The sequence below is a fragment of the Dactylosporangium darangshiense genome, assembly GCF_039537565.1.
GTDB classification, from domain to species: domain Bacteria; phylum Actinomycetota; class Actinomycetes; order Mycobacteriales; family Micromonosporaceae; genus Dactylosporangium; species Dactylosporangium darangshiense.
Genome location: NZ_BAABAT010000005.1, coordinates 56,005 through 74,480, shown reverse-complemented (window position 1 = coordinate 74,480; position 18,476 = coordinate 56,005). Strand labels below are relative to the sequence as shown.

Here is an 18,476-nt window from a genome sequence, read left to right as displayed (position 1 = left end):
GTGCTCGACAAGGTCCGCAAGCTGCTGGCCAAGGCCGAGGACCCGGCGTGCACGCCGCATGAGGCCGAGGCGCTCACCGCCAAGGCCGCGGCGCTCATCGCGAAGTACGGCATCGACCAGGCGCTGCTCGACGCCCGCGAGGAGCGCCCGGCCGCGGTCGGCAACCGGCGCGTCGAGCTCGACGCGCCCTACCTGCGGGAGAAGGCGTACCTGCTGCACGTCGTGGCGGCGGCGCTGCGCTGCCGGTCGATCCGGCTGGAGCGGCGCACCACCGACGGGCTGCGGATCTCGGTGCACCTGTTCGGCTTCGAGCCGGACGTGGCCGGCGTGGAGCTGCTGTTCGCGTCCCTGCTCGTGCAGGCGGCGCGGGGGCTGCTGCGCGAGGCGGTGCCCGACGGCGAGCAGCCGGCCGCGTGGCGGCGCTCGTGGCTGGTCGGCTTCGGCGCGGCCGTGTCCGAGCGCCTCGCCGAGGCCTCGCGGGCCGCGTCCGAGCGGGAGTCGCAGGCGCCGGGCACCGCGGTGGTCCTCGCCGACCGGGAGCAGGCCGTCGACCGGGCGGTCCAGGCCGAGTACCCGAACGTGCGCACCGGCCGTCGCCGCCGGCTCACCGGCGGCGGCTTCGAGGCCGGTGACGCCGCCGGGCGCCGCGCCGACCTGGGCGCGCCGCGCGTGGGACACGACCGCGCCAACGAGGTCACCAGCGCCTGAGATCGGCTGATTCGGACTTTCCGGCCGACGGGGTATAAATGTGGATATGTCGTGGCGCGCCAGCGCCCGACATATCCCGCGCCCGGCGGCGGAAATGCGTCGCGGCGTCGCGGGCGGGGCGTCATGCTCGACGGTGCGGGGCGGCGCCTGACGACCGCCGCGATGCCCCGCCGGACCGGCCCCACGTCACCGGGGCCGAGAGGCCGCGGCAGGCCCGCCGCGGCGAAGGTGTGGTGGCACCGCGACCGGCCCCATCGCCCACGCCTCCGGGGAGCGTCCTTCCCAAGGAGGTGTCTGATGTCGTACCGCGTAATGTCCGGCGAACTGGAAAAGCACGTGGGTGCCTCGATCCGGCTGTGCGGCTGGGTCCATCGGCGCCGGGAGCTGGCCCGGGTCACGTTCCTGGTCGTGCGCGACCGGGCCGGGCTCGCCCAGGTCGTGGTGCCGCCCGGCCTGCCCGTGCCGGGTGAGGAGTCCGTGGTCGAGGTCACCGGCACGGTCGTGGCCAACGACGTCGCGCCGGGCGGGTTCGAGGTGGCGTACGAGGCGATCGAGGTGCTGTCGGAGGCCGAGCCGCCGCCGGTGGAGCTGTTCCGGCCCGCCGTCGACGCCGGGCTGCCGGCGCTGCTCGACCACGCCGCGGTGACCCTGCGCCACCCCGCCCGCCGGGCCGTGTTCGCCGCGTCCGCGGCCGCCGTCAAGGCGTTCCGGGTCACGCTCGACGGCCTCGGGTTCACCGAGATCCAGACGCCCAAGATCGTCGGTACCGCGACCGAGAGCGGCGCCAACGTCTTCGCCCTCGACTACTTCGGCCGCCGGGCGTACCTCGCCCAGTCACCCCAGTTCTACAAGCAGACGATGGTCGGGGTGTTCGAGCGGGTGTACGAGGTCGGGCCGGTGTTCCGGGCCGAGCCGCACGACACGTCGCGGCACCTGGCGACGTACACCTCCCTCGACGCCGAGCTCGGCTTCGTGCGCGACCACCGCGACGTGATGGCCGTGCTCACCCGGGTGGTGCGCGCCATGTCGGCCGCCGCGACGGCGGGCCTGCCGGGCGCCGAGCCCGTGCGGATGCCCGACGAGGTGCCGGTGGTGCACTTCGCCGAGGCGTTGCGGCTGGTGGGCGCCGACCCGGCGGAGCCGGACCTCGCGCCCGAGCACGAGCGGGCGCTCGGCGCGTGGGCACTGGCCGAGCACGGCTCCGACTTCGTGTACGTCGAGGGGTACCCCATGGCGAAACGTCCCTTCTACACGCATCCGCAGCCGTCGGACCCGCGCTGGTCGAACTCCTTCGACCTGCTGTTCCGCGGCATGGAGCTGGTGACCGGCGGCCAGCGGCGCCACCGCTACGCCGACTACGTGGAGGCGCTCGGCCCGCAGGCCGAGGGGCTCTCGGGGTACCTGGCCGCGTTCCGGCACGGGATGCCGCCGCACGGCGGCTTCGCCATCGGCCTGGAGCGGTTCCTGGCCCGGCTCACGGGTGCCGCGAACGTGCGCGAGACGACGCTCTTCCCGCGGGACCTGCACCGCCTGGCGCCGTAGTAATTCGATTGCCACGCAACAAGTGATGATCTATAATTAATACATGCGTACGAACGGGGACGGCATCTGGGACTCACCGCGCTGACGGATGGGGGCGCGCCGTGCGCGCATCACATCGGCCCAGCTCAAGCCGCTGTTGATCAATTCCGGCGGTGACGGGCGACGCCACGTAAGGTGCGGCCGGCGGGGGGAATGCGCCGGCCGCACCCCGGCGCGAATCCACATAGGACAATGATTCGGGTGTACCTCCGGTGAAGGTTCGGAGCGGGCCGGGTGCACGGCCCGGGTATGTGCGCCCGCGGCCTGACACAATGAGGGTGTGACCCCCCGAGAGATCGTGCTCCTCGGCTCCACCGGGTCGATCGGCACCCAGGCGATCGACATCGTGCGGCGCAACCCCGACCGGTTCCGGGTCGTCGCGATCGGCGCCGGCGGCGGCAACGTGGAGCTGCTGGCGACACAGGCGCTCGAGCTCGGCGTCGAGGCCGTCGGTGTGGCCCGCGCCAGCGTCGCGCAGGACCTGCAGCTCGCCTTCTACGCCGAGGCGCAGCGCCGCGGCTGGTCGAGCGGCGAGTTCCGGCTGCCGAAGATCCTCGCCGGGCCCGACGCGATGACCGAGCTCGCGCAGTGGCCGTGTGACATGGTGCTCAACGGCGTCGTCGGCTCCCTCGGGCTCGCGCCCACGCTCGCCGCGCTGCACGCCGGGCGCATCCTGGCCCTGGCCAACAAGGAGTCCCTGGTCGCCGGCGGCCCGCTGGTGCGCGCCGCGGCCGCGCCCGGGCAGATCGTGCCCGTCGACTCCGAGCATTCCGCGCTCGCGCAGGGCCTGCGCGGCGGCGCCCGCGGCGAGGTGCGCCGGCTCATCCTGACCGCCTCCGGCGGCGCCTTCCGCGGCCGCACCCGCGAGCAGCTCGTCGGCGTCACGCCGCAGGAGGCCCTCGCGCACCCGACCTGGGACATGGGGCCGGTCGTCACGATCAACAGCGCCACCCTGGTGAACAAGGGGCTGGAGGTGATCGAGACGCACGAGCTGTTCGGCGTGCCGTACTCCGCCATCCAGGTGATGGTTCACCCCCAGTCGGTGATCCACTCCCTCGTCGAGTTCACCGACGGCTCCACGCTCGCCCAGTGCAGCCCGCCCGACATGCGCCTGCCGATCGCCCTGGCGATGGGCTGGCCCGACCGGGTGCCGGACGCGGCACCGGCGGTCGACTGGACCGCCGCGCACACGTGGGAGCTGCGGCCGCTGGACGCCGAGGCGTTCCCCGCGGTCTCCCTGGCCAAGGCCGCCGGCGAGGCCGGCCGATGCCGCCCGGCGATCTACAACGCGGCCAACGAGGAGTGTGTTGCCGCGTTCACAGCCGGTGATCTGCCCTTCCTCGGCATCGTCGAGACGCTCGAGCGGACGCTCGCCGACGCCCCGGATTTCGCCGAACCAGGTACCGTCGATGACGTGCTCGCCGCCGAGTCCTGGGCGCGGGCCCATGCCCGTGCGCTGATCGCCGCGGGCGTCGACCGGAAAGGGGTCTGATGGCTGCGCTGGGCATCGTCGTGTTCGCCCTGGGCATTCTGATTGCCGTCGCGCTGCACGAGGCCGGGCACTTCTGGTCCGCCCGCTGGTTCGGCATGAAGGCGACCCGGTACTTCATCGGGTTCGGCCCGACGATCTTCGCGTTCAAGCGTAACGGCGTCGAGTACGGGCTGAAGGCGCTGCCGTTCGGCGCGTTCGTCAAGATCGTCGGGATGACGCCCGCCGAGGAGGACATCGACCCGGAGACGGGCAAGCCGGGCGCCGACGATCCGAAGGCCATGTGGCGCTACCCCGTGTGGAAGCGCACCATCGTCATGGCCGCGGGCTCCATCACCCACTTCGCGCTCGCGCTGATCACGCTGTGGGTCCTGTTCTCCTTCGTCGGCATCCCGGACGTGAACCGGGCCAACGAGGTGCCCGTGAAGGTCGGCGCGGTCAGCCAGTGCGTGAGCAAGACCTACGTCTACGACCCGGCCACGCGCACGCAGAAGGCCTGCGACCCCAGCACCGACCCCAAGAGCCCCGCCTCGTCGCTGGGCCTGCAGCCCGGCGACATCATCGTCAGCATCAACAACCACCCGATCCAGGGCAACCAGGCGCTGCGCGACGAGCTCAAGAACGACGTCGGGCAGACGGTCGTGGTGCAGTACAAGCGCGGCACTGAAATCCGCAGCGGCGAGGTCACGATCCCCGAGACCAAGCGGCTCAAGCAGGACACGCAGACCCCGGCCGACAAGGTCACCGACGCCGACCTCGAGCGTGCCGGGCTGCTCGGCATCACCGTCGACCTGAAGTACAAGGACCTGCCGGTCGTGCGCTACGGCGCCGTCGACGGCGTCGGCCAGACCGCCTCGATGACCGCCTCGCTCGTCGGGCGCACGTTCGAGTCGCTCCAGGCCATCCCGCAGCGCATCCCCAACCTGTTCTCGGCGATCCTCGGCGGTGAGCGCGACCCGGAGACCCCGGTCAGCGTCGTCGGCGCCAGCCGCATCGGCGGGGAGCTGTTCGAGCTCGGCGACTGGGCATCGCTGCTGATGCTGTTCGCGACCCTCAACCTGTTCTTCGGCATCTTCAACCTGTTCCCGCTGCTACCCATGGACGGCGGGCACATCGCGATCGCCTGGTTCGAGCGGGTCCGGTCCTTCATCGCCGCCCGGCGCGGCCGGCCCGACCCGGGTCGCGTGGACTACTACAAGCTGGCGCCGATCACGCTTGCCGTGATCGGTGTCCTCGGCGTCTTCGTCCTGCTGACGGTGACCGCCGACTTCGTCAACCCGATCACGCTCAAGTAAGACTTCTTCGTTGCGAAGGTAAAGGGCATCTTCAATGACCGCAGTCAGCCTTGGCCTGCCCGCCGTGCCGCCGCCCCCGCTGGCGCCCCGGCGCAAGTCCCGTCAGATCATGGTCGGCACGGTTCCCGTCGGCGGCGGGGCGCCGGTGTCGGTGCAGTCGATGTGCACGACGCTCACCGCGGACGTGAACTCGACCCTGCAGCAGATCGCCGAGCTCACCGCGTCGGGCTGCCAGATCGTGCGGGTCGCGGTGCCCAGCCAGGACGACGTTGAGGCGCTGCCGGCGATCGCGAAGAAGTCGCAGATCCCGGTCATCGCCGACATCCACTTCCAGCCCAAGTACGTCTTCGCCGCGATCGACGCCGGCTGCGCCGCGGTGCGGGTCAACCCGGGCAACATCCGGCAGTTCGACGACAAGGTCAAGGAGATCGCCCGGGCGGCCTCCGACGCCGGCGTGCCGATCCGCATCGGCGTCAACGCGGGCTCGCTGGACAAGCGGCTGCTGGAGAAGCACGGCAAGGCCACCGCCGAGGCGCTGGTCGAGTCGGCGCTGTGGGAGTGCTCGCTGTTCGAGGAGCACGGCTTCCGCGACATCAAGATCTCGGTCAAGCACAACGACCCGGTCGTCATGATCCGCGCCTACCGGCAGCTGGCCGAGCAGTGCGACTACCCGCTGCACCTCGGCGTCACCGAGGCCGGCCCCACCTTCCAGGGCACGATCAAGTCCTCGGTCGCGTTCGGCGCCCTGCTCGCCGAGGGCATCGGCGACACCATCCGGGTCTCGCTGTCCGCGCCGCCGGTCGAGGAGATCAAGGTCGGCAACGCGATCCTCGAGGCGCTCGGCCTGCGCGAGCGCGGCCTGGAGATCGTCTCGTGCCCGTCCTGCGGCCGGGCCCAGGTGGACGTGTACACCCTGGCCGAGCAGGTCACCGCCGCCCTCGACGGGTTCCCGGCGCCGCTGCGGGTGGCCGTCATGGGCTGCGTCGTGAACGGACCGGGCGAGGCCCGCGAGGCCGACCTCGGCGTCGCCTCCGGCAACGGCAAGGGCCAGATCTTCGTCAAGGGCCAGGTGATCAAGACGGTGCCCGAGTCGCAGATCGTCGAGACCCTCGTCGAGGAGGCCCTGCGCCTGGCCGAGGAGCAGGGCGTGGACCTGCCCGAGGAGCTGCGCGGCCTCGGCCCGTCGGTGACGGTGCACTGATCGCGTAGTTGCCCCTGAAAGGGGCGTTTTTCCGGGTGAACCCCGCCTCACGGCGGGCGGGGCACGCCTTCACTGGCCGGTGGGTATGTGCAGCCATACCCTGGTGGATCTGGCAGGCTGGTACGCATGCTGACGGTGGCAGCGCGCCTCCTCGGCGACGCCGAGCGCGGCTCGGTCGAGCGCCTGCTCGACCGCGACCCGTACGGCGGCGCCCAGGTCGCCGAGCGCGTCTCGATGGCCGGACTCGCCTGGTGGCGCCAGGACGCCCGCATCTTCGGCTACGGCTCGCGCCGCAACCTCGAGTCGCTGTGCTGGATCGGGGCCAACCTCATCCCGGTGCACGCCACGCCCGCCGCCGTCGCCGCGTTCGCCGAGATGGTCGCCGGCGAGCCCCGCGGCTGCTCGTCGATCGTCGGCTCGGCCGACGCCGTCCTGGGCCTGTGGTCCCATCTCGCGCCGCACTGGGGCCCGTCCCGCGACGTGCGGCCCAACCAGCCGCTCATGGCGATCAGCAAGCCGTCGTCCGTGCCGGCCGACCCCGAGGTCCGCCTGGTGCGCCCCGACGAGCTCGACCTGCTATTCCCGGCCGCCGTCGCCATGTACACCGAGGAGGTCGGCGTCTCGCCGACCGCCGACGGGGGCGAGCGCTCCTACCGCGAGCGCATCGGCGAGCTGGTGCGGGCCCGGCGGGCCTACGCGCGCTTCCACAACGGCCGGGTCGTGTTCAAGGCCGAGCTCGCCGTCGTGACCCGCCATACCGCACAGATCCAGGGCGTGTGGACCGACCCCGAGCTGCGCGGGCGGGGCCTGGCCACCGCCGGCATCGCCGCCGTGGTCCGCGATGCGTTGCGCCGCGTCGCGCCATCGGTCAGCCTGTATGTCAACGACTACAACACGTCGGCGCGCCGCGTGTACGACCGCTGCGGTTTCGAGCAGGTCGGCACGTTCGCGACGGTTTTGTTCTAACTTCGGGTTTTGTTCTGGGAATGCTCGTTTTGTTCTAGGGATGCTCGCATGGGCCAGATGACCCGGCAGATCGGGCCGAACGAGACCCGCTACTACTGGTATCCGGGCGACCGCAAGGAGTGGCTGCGCGCCTTCGTCGCCCTGCTCGCCGGTGGCGCCGCGCTCGGCGTGGCGTACCTGTTGACCCGCAGCTGGCTCGTCTCGACGGTCATGGGCCTCACCGCCGCGTCCGGAGTCTTCGGCTACAACCTCGGCCGCCGCGACCTGGCGGCCGCCGAGACGCTCAACGCCCGCACGCCGCGCCGCGAGGCCGCCTCCGCCGCGGGCCGGGCCGGCTGGCGGGGCATCGCCGAGGGCGCCGCCGCAGCGTTCGCCGCCCTGATCGTCGTGCACCTGCCGGCCACCGGCTTCGTCGCCGACTGGCTGCTGCCGCTGGTGCCGGCGGTCGTCGGCGGGCTGTCCCGGCAGGCGGCACTGGTCACCATGCGCCTGAGCCGCCAGTCGGAGACGGCGACGCAGCTCGCGGGTCCCGACGCGACCCGCCGGGTGGAGGACGAAGAAGACCAGGACGTGCCTTCCGAGGAAACGACCCGGACGCTCTAGGCGTTGGCGTGCTCGCGCAGGCCGCACAGGATGTCGGCGGTGCGCGAGCCGGGCGCCGCGGTGTAGAACACCACCCGCTGGCCCTGTTCGTCGGCGTGCAGCAGCTGGCACTCGAGGGTCAGCTCGCCGTACTCGGGATGGGTGACCGTCTTTACCGTCGTACGCCGCACGCACACATGGTGCTCGTTCCACCGGCGCGTGAACTCGGGGCTGGCCGCGTGCAGCCGCGCGAGGAGCGAGCGGATGCCCTCGTCGTCGGGGTAGCGAACCGACGCCGCCCGCAGGTCAGCCACCGACTCGTCGGCGAACGCGAGCACCTCGGCCGGCGAGTCGGGCGTGATCGGCCACGGACCGCAGAACGCGTTCCAGATCATGTTCCGCTCCGGCGGCGGGGCGCCCATCAGCCGCACCGCCATGCGGTTCCAGGCCAGCAGGTCGTACTTCGCGTCGATCACAAACGCCGGGGTGTCGTCGAGCCGCTCGAGGAGGTGCCGGATGCCCGCCGACACGACCTGGCTGGGCCCGGCCGGCGGCCCCGGCTGCTCGCCCGCGAGCCGGAAGAGGTACGCGCGCTCGTCCTCGAACAGCCGCAGCGCGCGCCCGAGCGCGGCGAGCACCTGCCGCGACGGGTGCGGCCCCCGGCCCTGCTCGAGCCGGGCGTAGTAGTCCACGGAGATGCCGGCCAGCTGGGCGACCTCCTCGCGGCGCAACCCCGGCGTGCGCCGCCGGGCACCGGCGGGCAGCCCGGCGTCGGCGGGGCTCACGCGCGCGCGGCGGTCCTTGAGGAACTCGGCCAGCTGTACCCGGTTCATGCCCTCCATGCTGCGCGATGCCCGCCCCGCCCAACCAGGGACCGCCGATCCGATGTTCGATGCGTCTCTCCCGCCGGGCGCCGCCGGGGCCGACGGTTGGGGGCATGACGACGAAGACCGCCCTCGTCACGGGGGCCAACAAGGGCATCGGCCTGCAGATCGCGCGCGGCCTGCGGGAGCTGGGCCTGACCGTGCTGCTCGGCGCCCGCGACCCGATCCGCGGCAAGGAGGCCGCCGAGGCGATCGGCGCGACCGCCGTGCAGCTCGACGTGACCGACGAGGACTCGATCGCGCGCCTGGCGGAGCGCATCGAGGTGCTCGACGTCCTCGTCAACAACGCCGGCGTCCTGCTCGAGCGCGGCGCGCCGCCGAGCGCGACGCCGCTGGAGATGCTGCGGGAGACGTACGCGGTCAACGTGTTCGGCGTGGTGGCCGTGACCAACGCGCTGCTGCCGGCCCTGCGCCGTGCGCCGGCGGCCCGGATCGTGAACCTGGGCAGCGGCCTGGGATCGCTGGCCTACGCCTCGACGCCGGATCACGTCTACGCCCGCAACCCGCTGCTGGCGTACAACTCCTCGAAGTCGGCCCTCAGCGCGGTCACGCTCGCCTATGCCAACGAGCTGCGCGACACGCCGATCAAGGTCAACGTCGCCGATCCGGGCTACTGCGCGACGGACCTCAACATGCACTCCGGGCCGCGCACGGCCGAGCAGGGCGCGGTCGCGGCGATCCGGTTGGCCACGCTGCCCGAGGACGGCCCGACCGGCGGCCTCATCGACGACGAGGGCCCCGTCCCGTGGTGATTGCCAACGCTGCGGCCGCGTCGCCGTGAGTGCCGACGCCGCGGCCGCGTGGCCGTGAGCGCCGGCGGCGCGGCGGCGCGGCCGTGAGGGCGTGAGTGCCGGCGGCGCGGTCGCGTGGCCGGTAGGGCGAGGGCGTGGTCGCGTGGCCGGGAGGGCGACGGCGCGGCCGCGCAGTAGTGGCCGCCCGAGCGCTTGTCCAGGCCGTGGAATCGGACTTATGCCCTGTCGGGAGATAAATCCGATAAGTCGTGGCGCGCCAGCGCCCGACTTATCGGCCGGCCGCGGTAGCTGCCCACGGGCCGGGGGCGCGCGGTGGCGGGTTACAGGTAGGTGCGGGCGTGTGCGAGCCACGCTGCCGCGGCAGGGCTGGTCGGGCCGGACGCGCGCCAGGCCAGCCCCAGCCGCCCCCGCAGGACCGGCTCGACGATGCGCAGCGGGTGCAGCTGCGCGCGGTGGCGCGCGATCGACGAGGGCAGGATCGCCACGCCCAGGCCGCGGGCGGCCAGCTGCGACAGCACGGCGGGGGAGCCGGCCTCGAAGGCGACGTGCGGTGCGAAGCCGGCCGCCGCGCACGCCGCGTCGAGGATGGCGCGGATGCCGCCGCCGCGGGGCAGGCAGATCAGCGGTTGGCCGCGCAGCTCCGCGAGGGGGATCGTGTCGCGGCCGGCCAGCTCGTGGCCGGGCCGCACGGCGGCGTCGATCTCCTCGTCGGTGACGACGTGGGCGGACAGGCCCTCCGGTACCTCGGCGAAGGCGACGATCGCGGCGTCCAGGCGGCCCTCGCGCACCGCATCGGCGAGGCGCTCGGAGGCGTCCTCGACGAGGGTGATCTCCACGGCCGGGTGGCGGGCGTTGAAGTCGGCGAGGATGGCCGCCAGGTCGACGGTGTGCGAGGTGACCGTGCCGATCGCCACGCGGCCGCGCCGCAGGCCCGCGAGCTCGTCGACGGCCTGGCGGGCGCCTTCCACCGCTGCCAGGGCCGCGCGGGCGTAGGGCAGGACGGCGTGGCCGGCCGCCGTCAGGCGCACCGCGCGGGCGGAGCGGTCCAGCAGCGGCTGGCCGAGCTCGCGCTCCAGCTTGCGGACCTGGGCGCTGACGCCCGGCTGGGCGACGCGCAGGCGCTCGGCCGCGCGCGTGAAGCCGGCCTCCTCGGCGACGGCCACGAAGTACTCGAGCTGGTGCAGCTCCATAACCGTTGATTCTAGATCGGATCAGGAACCGCTCTTGGAGTTCTGCTTGCCGGCGGCGCAGGGTGGAGGCATGGACACGACCAAGAAGGCGATGACCCCGGAGGAGATCTCGCGCCTGTTCGTCGAGCGCGCCAACGCCGGTGACGCCGCGGGGCTGGCCGAGCTGTACGAGCCGGACGCGGTGCTCGCGTACCCGCCGGGGAGCACCACCGTCGGGCGCGACGCCATCCGGGCGGTCTGCGAGCAGATGCTCCGGCACGTGCCGCGCTTCGAGGTGGAGGAGGCGCTGCCGACCGTGCACCACGGCGACCTGGCGCTCACCTCGACGAAGGCCAAGGACGGCACCGGCGGCCGGGTGCAGGTCGTGCGCCGGCAGCCCGACGGCAGCTGGCTGCGCGTGATCGACCGTCCCGAGCAGCGCGACTGAGCACCGCTCAGGCGCGCACGCGGAGCATCTTCGGGTCGTAGAGGGGCTCCTGGCGTACCACACCCGGAACCCAGCGATCGAAGACCGACACATCCACGGGTGTGCCGGCCGGGACGTCCCCGGGCAGGTAGGCATAGGCGATCGAGGCGCCGACCCGGTAGCCGAAGCCGCCCGACGTGACGCGCCCGGCCGGCACCCCGTTGACCCGGACCGGCTCGCCGCCCAGGCAGACGGTGCCGGGGTCGTCGAGCACGAGGCAGCGCAGCACGCGCGGTGGCCCGCCGGCGTCGCGCTCGGCGAGCAGCGCGTCGCGGCCGAGGAACGGCTTGTCGAGGCGCACGAACGCGTCCAGGCCGGCGGCGAACGGGCTCGCGTCGGTGGTGAGGTCGCTGCCCCACACCCGGTAGCCCTTCTCCAGGCGCATCGAGTCGATCGCGCGGTAGCCGCCCGGGCGCAGGCCGAGCGGTCCGCCCGCCTCCAGCAGCAGGTCCCACAGCGTCAGCACGTACTCCGTCGGCGCGTACAGCTCCCAGCCGAGCTCGCCGACGAACGTGACCCGCTGCGCGAGCACCGGCACTGGGCCGGCGAACAGGCGCACGGCGCGCATGAACGGGAAGTCCGGGCCGGCCAGGGACGTGTCGGTGAGCGGCTGGAGGATGTCGCGGGCGCGGGGGCCCCACAGGCACAGGCAGCCGTGCGCGCCGGTGACGTCGTCGACGAGGACGTCGGCGCCCGCGGCCAGGGCGTGCTTGCGGATCCAGTCGGCGTCGCGCACCCCGCTGGCGGTGCTGGTGACGACGCGGAAGTGCGCCTCGCCGAGGCGGGTGACGGTGAGGTCGGCCTCCACGCCGCCGCGGGCATTGAGCAGCGGGGTGTACGTCATGGCGCCCACCGGCCGGTCGACGTCGTTGGCGCACAGGTGCTGCAGCAGGCCCAGCGCCCCCGCGCCGCGCACGTCGAGCTTGGCGAAGGACGACTGGTCGAACAGGCCCGCGGCCTCGGCGGTCGCCGCGACCTCGCCGGCGATCGCGGGCGACCAGTTGCGCCCGGCCCAGCCCTTGGGCCGCTGAGCCTGCGGCGTGAGGCCCGCGTTGGAGCCGAACCAGTTGACCCGCTCCCAGCCGGCCTTCTCGCCCAGCGCCGCGCCGAGCTCGGCCAGGCGCGGCCAGATCGCGGAGCGGCGCAGCGGCCGCGCGGTCGCCCACTCCTGTCCGGGGTAGACGATGTCGTAGTAGCGCGAGTAGCCGTCCAGCGCCCGGGCGCCGGCCCAGTGGCGGCTGCCGGCGTAGCCGCCGAAGCGGCGGACGTCCATCGTGGACACGTCGTACTCGGGCGTGCCCTCGGCGATCCACTCCGCCATCACCTTGCCGACGCCGCCGGCGGCGGCGAGGCCGTGCACGCAGAACCCGGCCGCGACCCAGAACCCGGCCACCGGCGTCTCGCCGAGCAGGAACTCCCCGTCGGGGGTGAACGCCTCCGGGCCGTGCACGACCCGCGCGACGTCGAGCTCGCGCAGCGCCGGGACGCGATGGCGGGCGTTGTCCCACGACTCGGCGAACTTGGCCATGTCGGGCTCGAACAGGGTCCGCGGCTCGTCGAGCGGCGCGCCGGTGCCGGGCCGCCAGGGCGCGGGGGCGCGGACGTAGCCGCCGACGAGCAGGGCGGTGTCCTCGGCGCCGCGGAAGTACACGATGCGGTCCGGGTCGCGCACCGTCGGGACGTCCATCGTGGACGCCTCGCCGAGCGGGTCGGTCACGACGTACTGGTGCTTGATCGGCACGATCGGCAGCTCGACGCCGGCGAGGCGACCGACGTGGCCCGCGGCCGCGCCCGCCGCGTTCACCACGACATCGGCGGCGATCGTCCCGGCGGCGGTGACGACGCCGCGGACCCGGCCGCCCTCGACCGCGACGCCGGTGACGCGCACGCCGGTGGCGATGCGCACGCCGAGGCGCTCGGCGCCGGCGGCGAGCGCGGCGGCCAGGCGGGCCGGCTCGAGCCAGCCGTCGCCGGGCAGCCAGCCCGCCAGGCGCACGTCGGCGACGTTGAGCAGCGGCAGCCGGTCGAGCGTCTCGGCCGGGCCGAGCAGGGCCATGTCCAGGCCGTAGGTGGTGGCCGCGCTCGCGTGCCGGCGCAGCTCCTCGACGCGCTCGGCGGTCGTGGCCAGGCGCAGCCCGCCGACGCCGCGCCAGCCGGGGTCGAGGCCGGTGAGCTCGCGCAGCTCGGCGTAGAGGCCGGAGGAGTACATGATCATGCGGGTCTGGCTGACCGTGGAGCGCAGCTGGCCGACGAAGCCCGCGGAGTGCCAGGTCGTGCCCTCGGTCAGGGCGTGCTGCTCCAGCAGCAGCACGTCGGTCCAGCCGAGCCGGGCGAGGTGGTACGCGATGGAGCAACCGGCGACGCCGCCGCCGACCACGACCGCGCGCGCCGCGCGGGGCAGGTCCGACTCGATCGACATCGCATGATTGTGGCCCCGGGGCGGGCGGCGGAAAAGGTCTGAACATGTGCCAACCGTTTCGGCTTCGTAAACGCGAGGACCGCTCTTGACGAGCGGCTGACAGGGGCGTTAACTCTGTCCCACCATGACGCCGATCACTTCGAGTACGCCGGGTTAAAGGCCTGGCTTCGCCCGAATTCGGCCGGCGGTGGAATGCGGCGAAGGGGCCGGATGCCATGAGTGCGGTGCCGTCGGTCGCGGACCTGCTGCAGCGGGTCCCGTCGTGGATGGGCCGCGCTGTGCAGTGGCAGCGACTGCAGGGGGGCCTGTCGCACCACGTGTACCGGATCGACGTCGACGGCGTGCCGTACGTGCTGCGGGTCCTCGAGCCCGCGGTGTCGGCGGCCGGACTCGGCGTCGCGCCCGAGCAGGAGATCGTCAACACGCGCCTGGCGGCGGCGAGCGTCGGCGCGCAGGTGTACGCCGAGCTGCCCGACGTCCCGGCGATCGTGCTGGAGTTCCTGCACGGGCGCACGCTCAGCGCCGCCGAGGTGCGCCGGCCCGAGGTGGTGCCGGCGCTGGCCGAGGCGTGCCGGCGGCTGCACGCCGGCCCGGCGTTCGGCAACGACTTCGACATCTTCATCAAGCGCGCCGAGCTGCTCGAGATCTGCCGGCGCCACGACCTGCCGCTGCCGGCGGGCTACCGGGACTACGAGTCCACGGTGGGCGCCGTGCGGTCGGCACTGCACGCGGCGCCGCTGGCGCACGTGCCCTGCCACAACGACCTGCTCGCGGAGAACTTCATCGCCACGTCCAGTGGCGTGCGGATCATCGACTACCAGCTGTCCGGCAACAACGACCCGGCGTTCGAGCTCGGCGACATCGCCGCCGAGGCGGACTACGACCCAGATCTGACCGGTCGGCTGGCCGGCGCGTACTTCGGCGACGGGCTGACCCCGGCGCTGCTGGCGCGGGTCCGGCTGTTTCACATCGCGTCCAACGTGACCTGGGCGCTGTGGTTCACCGTCCACCATGGACTGCTTGCCGCCGCCCGCGGCGACGGTGCGGTGGGCTTCGACTACGAGGCGGAGGCGGCCGACAAGTGGGGCCAGGCGCGGCGCGCGCTGGAGGACCCCGAGCTCGGCCGGCTCATCGGCACGGTGACCGGAAGGAACCCCACCACCCCCAACCATTAGAGGAGGTGCCCATGTCGGCATCGCCGACGCAGGCCGACCTGCCGATCGACGACGACGAGAAGCGACTCGCCGAACTGGGCTACAAGCAGGAGCTCCGCCGCAAGTGGAGCGGGTTCTCCAACTTCGCCATCTCGTTCTCCATCATCTCGATCCTCGCGGGCTGCTTCACGACCTTCGGCCAGGCCTGGACCAATGGCGGCCCGGTCGCCATCTCGTGGGGCTGGCCGATCATCTCGATCTTCATCCTGATCATCGGCTTCTGCATGTCGGAGCTGGTCTCGGCGTTCCCGACGGCCGGCGGCATCTACTGGTGGGCGGCCCGGATGGGCAAGCCGGTGCACGGCTGGTTCACCGGCTGGCTCAACCTCATCGGCCTCATCGCGGTCACCGCCTCGGTCGACTACGGCTGCGCCACGTTCTTCAGCTACGTGCTGGAGGCCTACACCGGCTGGGACAGCAAGAACCTCAACCTCACGTTCCTGCTGTTCGTGATCATCCTGGCCGCGCACATGGCGATCAACATCTGGGGCCACACCATCATCGACGTGCTGCAGAACGTCTCGGTGTGGTGGCACGTCGCCGGCGCGACCGCGGTCGTGCTGATCCTGGTCATCGTGCCCGAGAAGCACCAGAGCCTGGAGTTCGTCTTCACCGAGAGGTTCAACAACTCGGGGTACTCCAACAACACCTACTGGTTCCTGGTGCTGCCGCTCGGGTTCCTGCTCACGCAGTACACCATCACCGGTTTTGATGCTTGTGCCCACGTCTCCGAGGAGACCGTCGGCGCCTCGCGCGCGGCCGCGAGGGGCCTGTGGCAGTCCATCTTCTACTCGGCGATCGGCGGGTGGATCCTGCTGCTGGCGTTCCTGTTCGCCGCGACCGACGTCAACGCCATCAACGCCGATGCCGGGTCGTCCAAGTCGGTGTTCGCCAGCGCGCTCGGCACCGGTCTGGCCTACAAGGCCATCATCCTCATCTCCACGATCGGGCAGTTCTTCTGCGGCATGAGCTGCATCACGAGCATGTCCCGGATGACGTACGCGTTCAGCCGCGACCGCGCGGTGCCCGGCTGGCGGCTGTGGTCCAAGGTGGACCGCAACGGCACGCCGGTCAACGCCATCATCGGCGCGACGATCGCCGGCCTGGTGCTGACGCTGCCCGCGTTGTACAAGAGCCCGTCCGGCGCGCCGATCGCGTTCTACGCCGTCGTCTCCGTCGCCGTCATCGGCCTCTACGTCGCGTTCCTCATCCCGATCTACCTGCGCCTTCGGATGGGCGACCGGTTCGTGCCCGGCCCGTGGACGCTCGGCAGCAAGTACAAGGTGCTCGGCTGGATCGCGGTGATCGAGATCATCGTGGTGTCGATCTACTTCATCCTGCCGCTGAGCCCGGCCGCGGTTCCGGGCAACGAGAACTTCACCTGGACCGCGGTGAACTACGCGCCGCTCGTGCTCCTCGTCGTGGTCGGCGGCGCCGCGCTGTGGTGGGTGTTGTCGGCCAGGCACTGGTTCAAGGGCCCGATCCGTACCGTCGACGCGGCCGCGGCGCAGGACGCGGCCGAGCAGACGCAGTAGGAGATGATGGTCCCGGGCCGGCGGTCGACCGCCGGCCCGGGACCCTCTCGGGGAGGTCGGATGCCGGTGGCGACGGAGCCCCTGTCGGGCGTGCCGATGTGGCGGCCGGTGCGGGGCGGCAACGCCTTCGAGATCACCGTCGCGCGGCTGGCCCAGGCGATCCGGCTGGGCCTGGTACCGGTGGGGGAGCGCCTCCCGCCGGAGCGGGAGCTCGCCGAGCGGCTGCAGGTCAGCCGGGTCACGCTGCGGGAGGCGATCGGCGCGCTGCGCGAGGCCGGCTTCCTCGAGTCGCGCCGCGGGCGCTCCGGCGGCACGTTCGTCGTGCGGGCCAGCGGCGAGACCGGCGCCGCGCAGGCGGCGGACGCCGCAGTCCTGGCCCGGGAGATGGGCGACGCGCTGCACGACGCGCTGGACTTCCGGCGGGTCCTGGAGTCCGGCGCGGCGGCCCTGGCGGCCACCCGGGCGCTGTCGGCGCCCGACCGTGCGCACCTGGTCGCGTGCCTGGCCGCCGCGCGCACGCGCGACCCGATGACCCGCCGGGTCAACGACTCGCGGCTGCACCTGGCCATCGCCGCCGCCAGCGGGTCGACCTCGGTGGCCGCGTCGATCGCCGACGTACAGCTGCGCCTGGACCGCCTCCTGGCCGCGATCCCGGTGCTGCGGCGCAACCTCGACCACTCCGACGCCCAGCACGAGCGGGTGGTCGAGGCGATCCTGGCGGGCGACCCGGTGGTGGCCCGCACGGAGATGGAGGAGCACTGCGACGCCACCGCGGCGCTGTTGCGCGGCCTGCTGGGTTGAGCTTATGGTTTGTTTCTAGACCTTTAGGGGACGCCGATGTTGACCATCGAGCAGCTGCGCATCGCCGTGGACGAGGGCGATATCGACACCGTCATCGTCGCCGTCACGGACATGCAGGGCCGGCTGCAGGGCAAGCGCTTCCACGCCGCGCACTTCCTCGCCGACGTGGTCGCGCACGGGACCGAGGGCTGCAACTACCTGCTCGCCGTCGACGTCGACATGAACACCGTCGACGGCTACGCGATGTCCTCCTGGTCCGGCGGCTACGGCGACTTCGCGATGATCCCCGACTTCACCACCCTGCGCCGCATACCGTGGCACCCCGGCACCGCCCTGGTCCTGGCCGACCTGCAGCTGCTCACCGGCGGGCCGGTCACCGCCTCGCCGCGGCAGATCCTGCGGGCGCAGCTCGGCGCGCTCGGCGGCGCCGGGTACACGGCCTGGACCGGCACCGAGCTCGAGTTCATCGCGTTCCGGGAGTCATACGAGGACGCTTTCCGGCAGGGGTACCGCGAGCTGACGCCCGTGACCCTGTTCAACTCCGACTACTCGCTGCTGCAGACGGCACGCGTGGAGCCGCTGCTGCGCCGCATCCGCAACGAGATGGCTGGTGCCGGGCTCACACCTGAGAGTGCCAAGGGCGAGTGCAACCTCGGGCAGCTGGAGATCGCCTTCCGCTACGACGCCGCGCTGCCCAACGCCGACGGGCACGTGCTCTACAAGAACGGCGCGAAGGAGATCGCCGCGCAGGAGGGCGTCTCCATCACCTTCATGGCCAAGCCCAACGCCCGCGAGGGCAACTCCTGCCACATCCACTTCTCGCTGCGCTCGGCCGCCGACGGGCGCCCGGCCGTCGCCGGCGACGGCGAACACGGCATCTCGCCGCTGTTCCGCAGCGCGATGGCGGGCATCCTCGCCACCCTGCGCGAGTTCACCCTCTTCTACGCGCCCAACATCAACTCGTACAAGCGCTTCCAGGCCGGCTCGTTCGCGCCGACCGCGGTGCGCTGGGGCCTGGACAACCGCACGTGCGCGCTGCGCCTCGTCGGGCACGGCCCGTCCATGCGGGTCGAGAACCGGGTGCCGGGCGCGGACGTGAACCCCTACCTCGCCATCGCCGCCATGGCCGCCGGCGCCCTGCACGGCATCCGCAACGGCCTCGAGCTCGAGGACGTGTACACCGGCAACGCCTACGAGGACGCCGCCGCGCCCCGCGTCCCCGCCACGCTGCGCGAGGCCCTCGGGCTGTGGGAGGCCTCCGCCGTCGCGCGCGAGGCGTTCGGCCCGGACGTCGTCGCGCATTACGCCAACATGGCCCGCATCGAGCTGGCAGCGTTTGACGCGGCGGTCACCGACTGGGAGCTCACCCGCGGCTTCGAACGGCTCTGAAAGG

Annotated in this window: 16 protein-coding genes; 13 read left to right on the top strand and 3 right to left on the bottom strand. The window is 72.6% G+C overall.

What is annotated here, in order from left to right:
* The 7 genes from ABD901_RS12675 to ABD901_RS12645 all read left to right on the top strand — a co-directional run bounded on the left by ABD901_RS12675 (position 1) and on the right by ABD901_RS12645 (position 7,843).
* Positions 1 to 708, top strand: coding sequence for a DUF2786 domain-containing protein (locus tag ABD901_RS12675; protein ID WP_345124759.1), 708 nt, complete (start codon positions 1 to 3; stop codon positions 706 to 708).
* A 297-nt stretch (positions 709 to 1,005) separates the two neighbouring features.
* Complete coding sequence (gene aspS, locus ABD901_RS12670; protein WP_345124757.1) at positions 1,006 to 2,250, top strand: aspartate--tRNA(Asn) ligase; 1,245 nt, start codon at positions 1,006 to 1,008, stop codon at positions 2,248 to 2,250.
* Between the two features lie 337 nt (positions 2,251 to 2,587).
* Positions 2,588 to 3,781 (top strand): 1-deoxy-D-xylulose-5-phosphate reductoisomerase, encoded by a 1,194-nt coding sequence (gene dxr, locus ABD901_RS12665; protein WP_345125546.1) that lies wholly within the window; start codon positions 2,588 to 2,590, stop codon positions 3,779 to 3,781.
* The gene (locus ABD901_RS12660; RefSeq protein ID WP_345125544.1) at positions 3,778 to 5,073 is read left to right on the top strand and encodes a M50 family metallopeptidase; all 1,296 of its coding nucleotides are present in this window, start codon (positions 3,778 to 3,780) and stop codon (positions 5,071 to 5,073) included. Before dxr ends, ABD901_RS12660 begins: the two co-directional genes overlap by 4 nt.
* A 34-nt stretch (positions 5,074 to 5,107) precedes the next feature.
* Entirely contained in the window at positions 5,108 to 6,274 is a 1,167-nt protein-coding gene (gene ispG, locus ABD901_RS12655) for a flavodoxin-dependent (E)-4-hydroxy-3-methylbut-2-enyl-diphosphate synthase (protein WP_345124755.1), read from the top strand.
* A gap of 126 nt (positions 6,275 to 6,400) precedes the next feature.
* Positions 6,401 to 7,240, top strand: a complete 840-nt coding sequence (locus tag ABD901_RS12650) for a GNAT family N-acetyltransferase (protein ID WP_345124753.1) — start codon at positions 6,401 to 6,403, stop codon at positions 7,238 to 7,240.
* A 48-nt stretch (positions 7,241 to 7,288) separates the two neighbouring features.
* Positions 7,289 to 7,843 (top strand): hypothetical protein, encoded by a 555-nt coding sequence (locus ABD901_RS12645; RefSeq protein WP_345124751.1) that lies wholly within the window; start codon positions 7,289 to 7,291, stop codon positions 7,841 to 7,843.
* Here ABD901_RS12645 and ABD901_RS12640 read toward each other — a convergent pair.
* Positions 7,840 to 8,655 carry a helix-turn-helix transcriptional regulator gene (locus ABD901_RS12640; protein WP_345124749.1) on the bottom strand — a complete coding sequence of 272 codons (816 nt, stop codon included), beginning with the start codon at positions 8,653 to 8,655 and terminating at the stop codon, positions 7,840 to 7,842. The genes ABD901_RS12645 and ABD901_RS12640 overlap by 4 nt on opposite strands.
* A gap of 104 nt (positions 8,656 to 8,759) precedes the next feature.
* Here ABD901_RS12640 and ABD901_RS12635 point away from each other — a divergent pair, with 104 nt between their 5' ends.
* A complete protein-coding gene (locus ABD901_RS12635) occupies positions 8,760 to 9,458 on the top strand; it encodes an SDR family oxidoreductase (RefSeq protein WP_345124747.1) in 699 nt (232 codons plus the stop codon).
* 320 nt (positions 9,459 to 9,778) lie between these two features.
* Here the strand turns inward: ABD901_RS12635 and ABD901_RS12630 are convergent, their stop codons facing one another.
* On the bottom strand, positions 9,779 to 10,648 hold the full coding sequence (locus ABD901_RS12630; RefSeq protein ID WP_345124745.1) for a LysR family transcriptional regulator: 870 nt from the start codon (positions 10,646 to 10,648) through the stop codon (positions 9,779 to 9,781).
* A 91-nt stretch (positions 10,649 to 10,739) separates the two neighbouring features.
* Between ABD901_RS12630 and ABD901_RS12625 the strand changes: the two genes are divergently transcribed.
* The gene (locus ABD901_RS12625) at positions 10,740 to 11,075 is read left to right on the top strand and encodes a YybH family protein (RefSeq protein WP_345125541.1); all 336 of its coding nucleotides are present in this window, start codon (positions 10,740 to 10,742) and stop codon (positions 11,073 to 11,075) included.
* A 7-nt stretch (positions 11,076 to 11,082) separates the two neighbouring features.
* Here the strand turns inward: ABD901_RS12625 and ABD901_RS12620 are convergent, their stop codons facing one another.
* Entirely contained in the window at positions 11,083 to 13,533 is a 2,451-nt protein-coding gene (locus tag ABD901_RS12620; protein ID WP_345124743.1) for a GcvT family protein, read from the bottom strand.
* A gap of 215 nt (positions 13,534 to 13,748) precedes the next feature.
* Between ABD901_RS12620 and ABD901_RS12615 the strand changes: the two genes are divergently transcribed.
* Genes ABD901_RS12615 through ABD901_RS12600 form a run of 4 tightly spaced genes read left to right on the top strand, consistent with a single transcriptional unit; the run spans position 13,749 to position 18,472 of the window.
* On the top strand, positions 13,749 to 14,708 hold the full coding sequence (locus tag ABD901_RS12615) for a choline/ethanolamine kinase family protein (protein WP_345124741.1): 960 nt from the start codon (positions 13,749 to 13,751) through the stop codon (positions 14,706 to 14,708).
* A gap of 11 nt (positions 14,709 to 14,719) precedes the next feature.
* Positions 14,720 to 16,282 carry an amino acid permease gene (locus ABD901_RS12610; protein ID WP_345124739.1) on the top strand — a complete coding sequence of 521 codons (1,563 nt, stop codon included), beginning with the start codon at positions 14,720 to 14,722 and terminating at the stop codon, positions 16,280 to 16,282.
* A gap of 60 nt (positions 16,283 to 16,342) precedes the next feature.
* Positions 16,343 to 17,083 carry a FadR/GntR family transcriptional regulator gene (locus tag ABD901_RS12605; RefSeq protein ID WP_345124737.1) on the top strand — a complete coding sequence of 247 codons (741 nt, stop codon included), beginning with the start codon at positions 16,343 to 16,345 and terminating at the stop codon, positions 17,081 to 17,083.
* Between the two features lie 36 nt (positions 17,084 to 17,119).
* A complete protein-coding gene (locus tag ABD901_RS12600) occupies positions 17,120 to 18,472 on the top strand; it encodes a glutamine synthetase family protein (protein WP_345124734.1) in 1,353 nt (450 codons plus the stop codon).
* Positions 18,473 to 18,476: the final 4 nt, after the last annotated feature.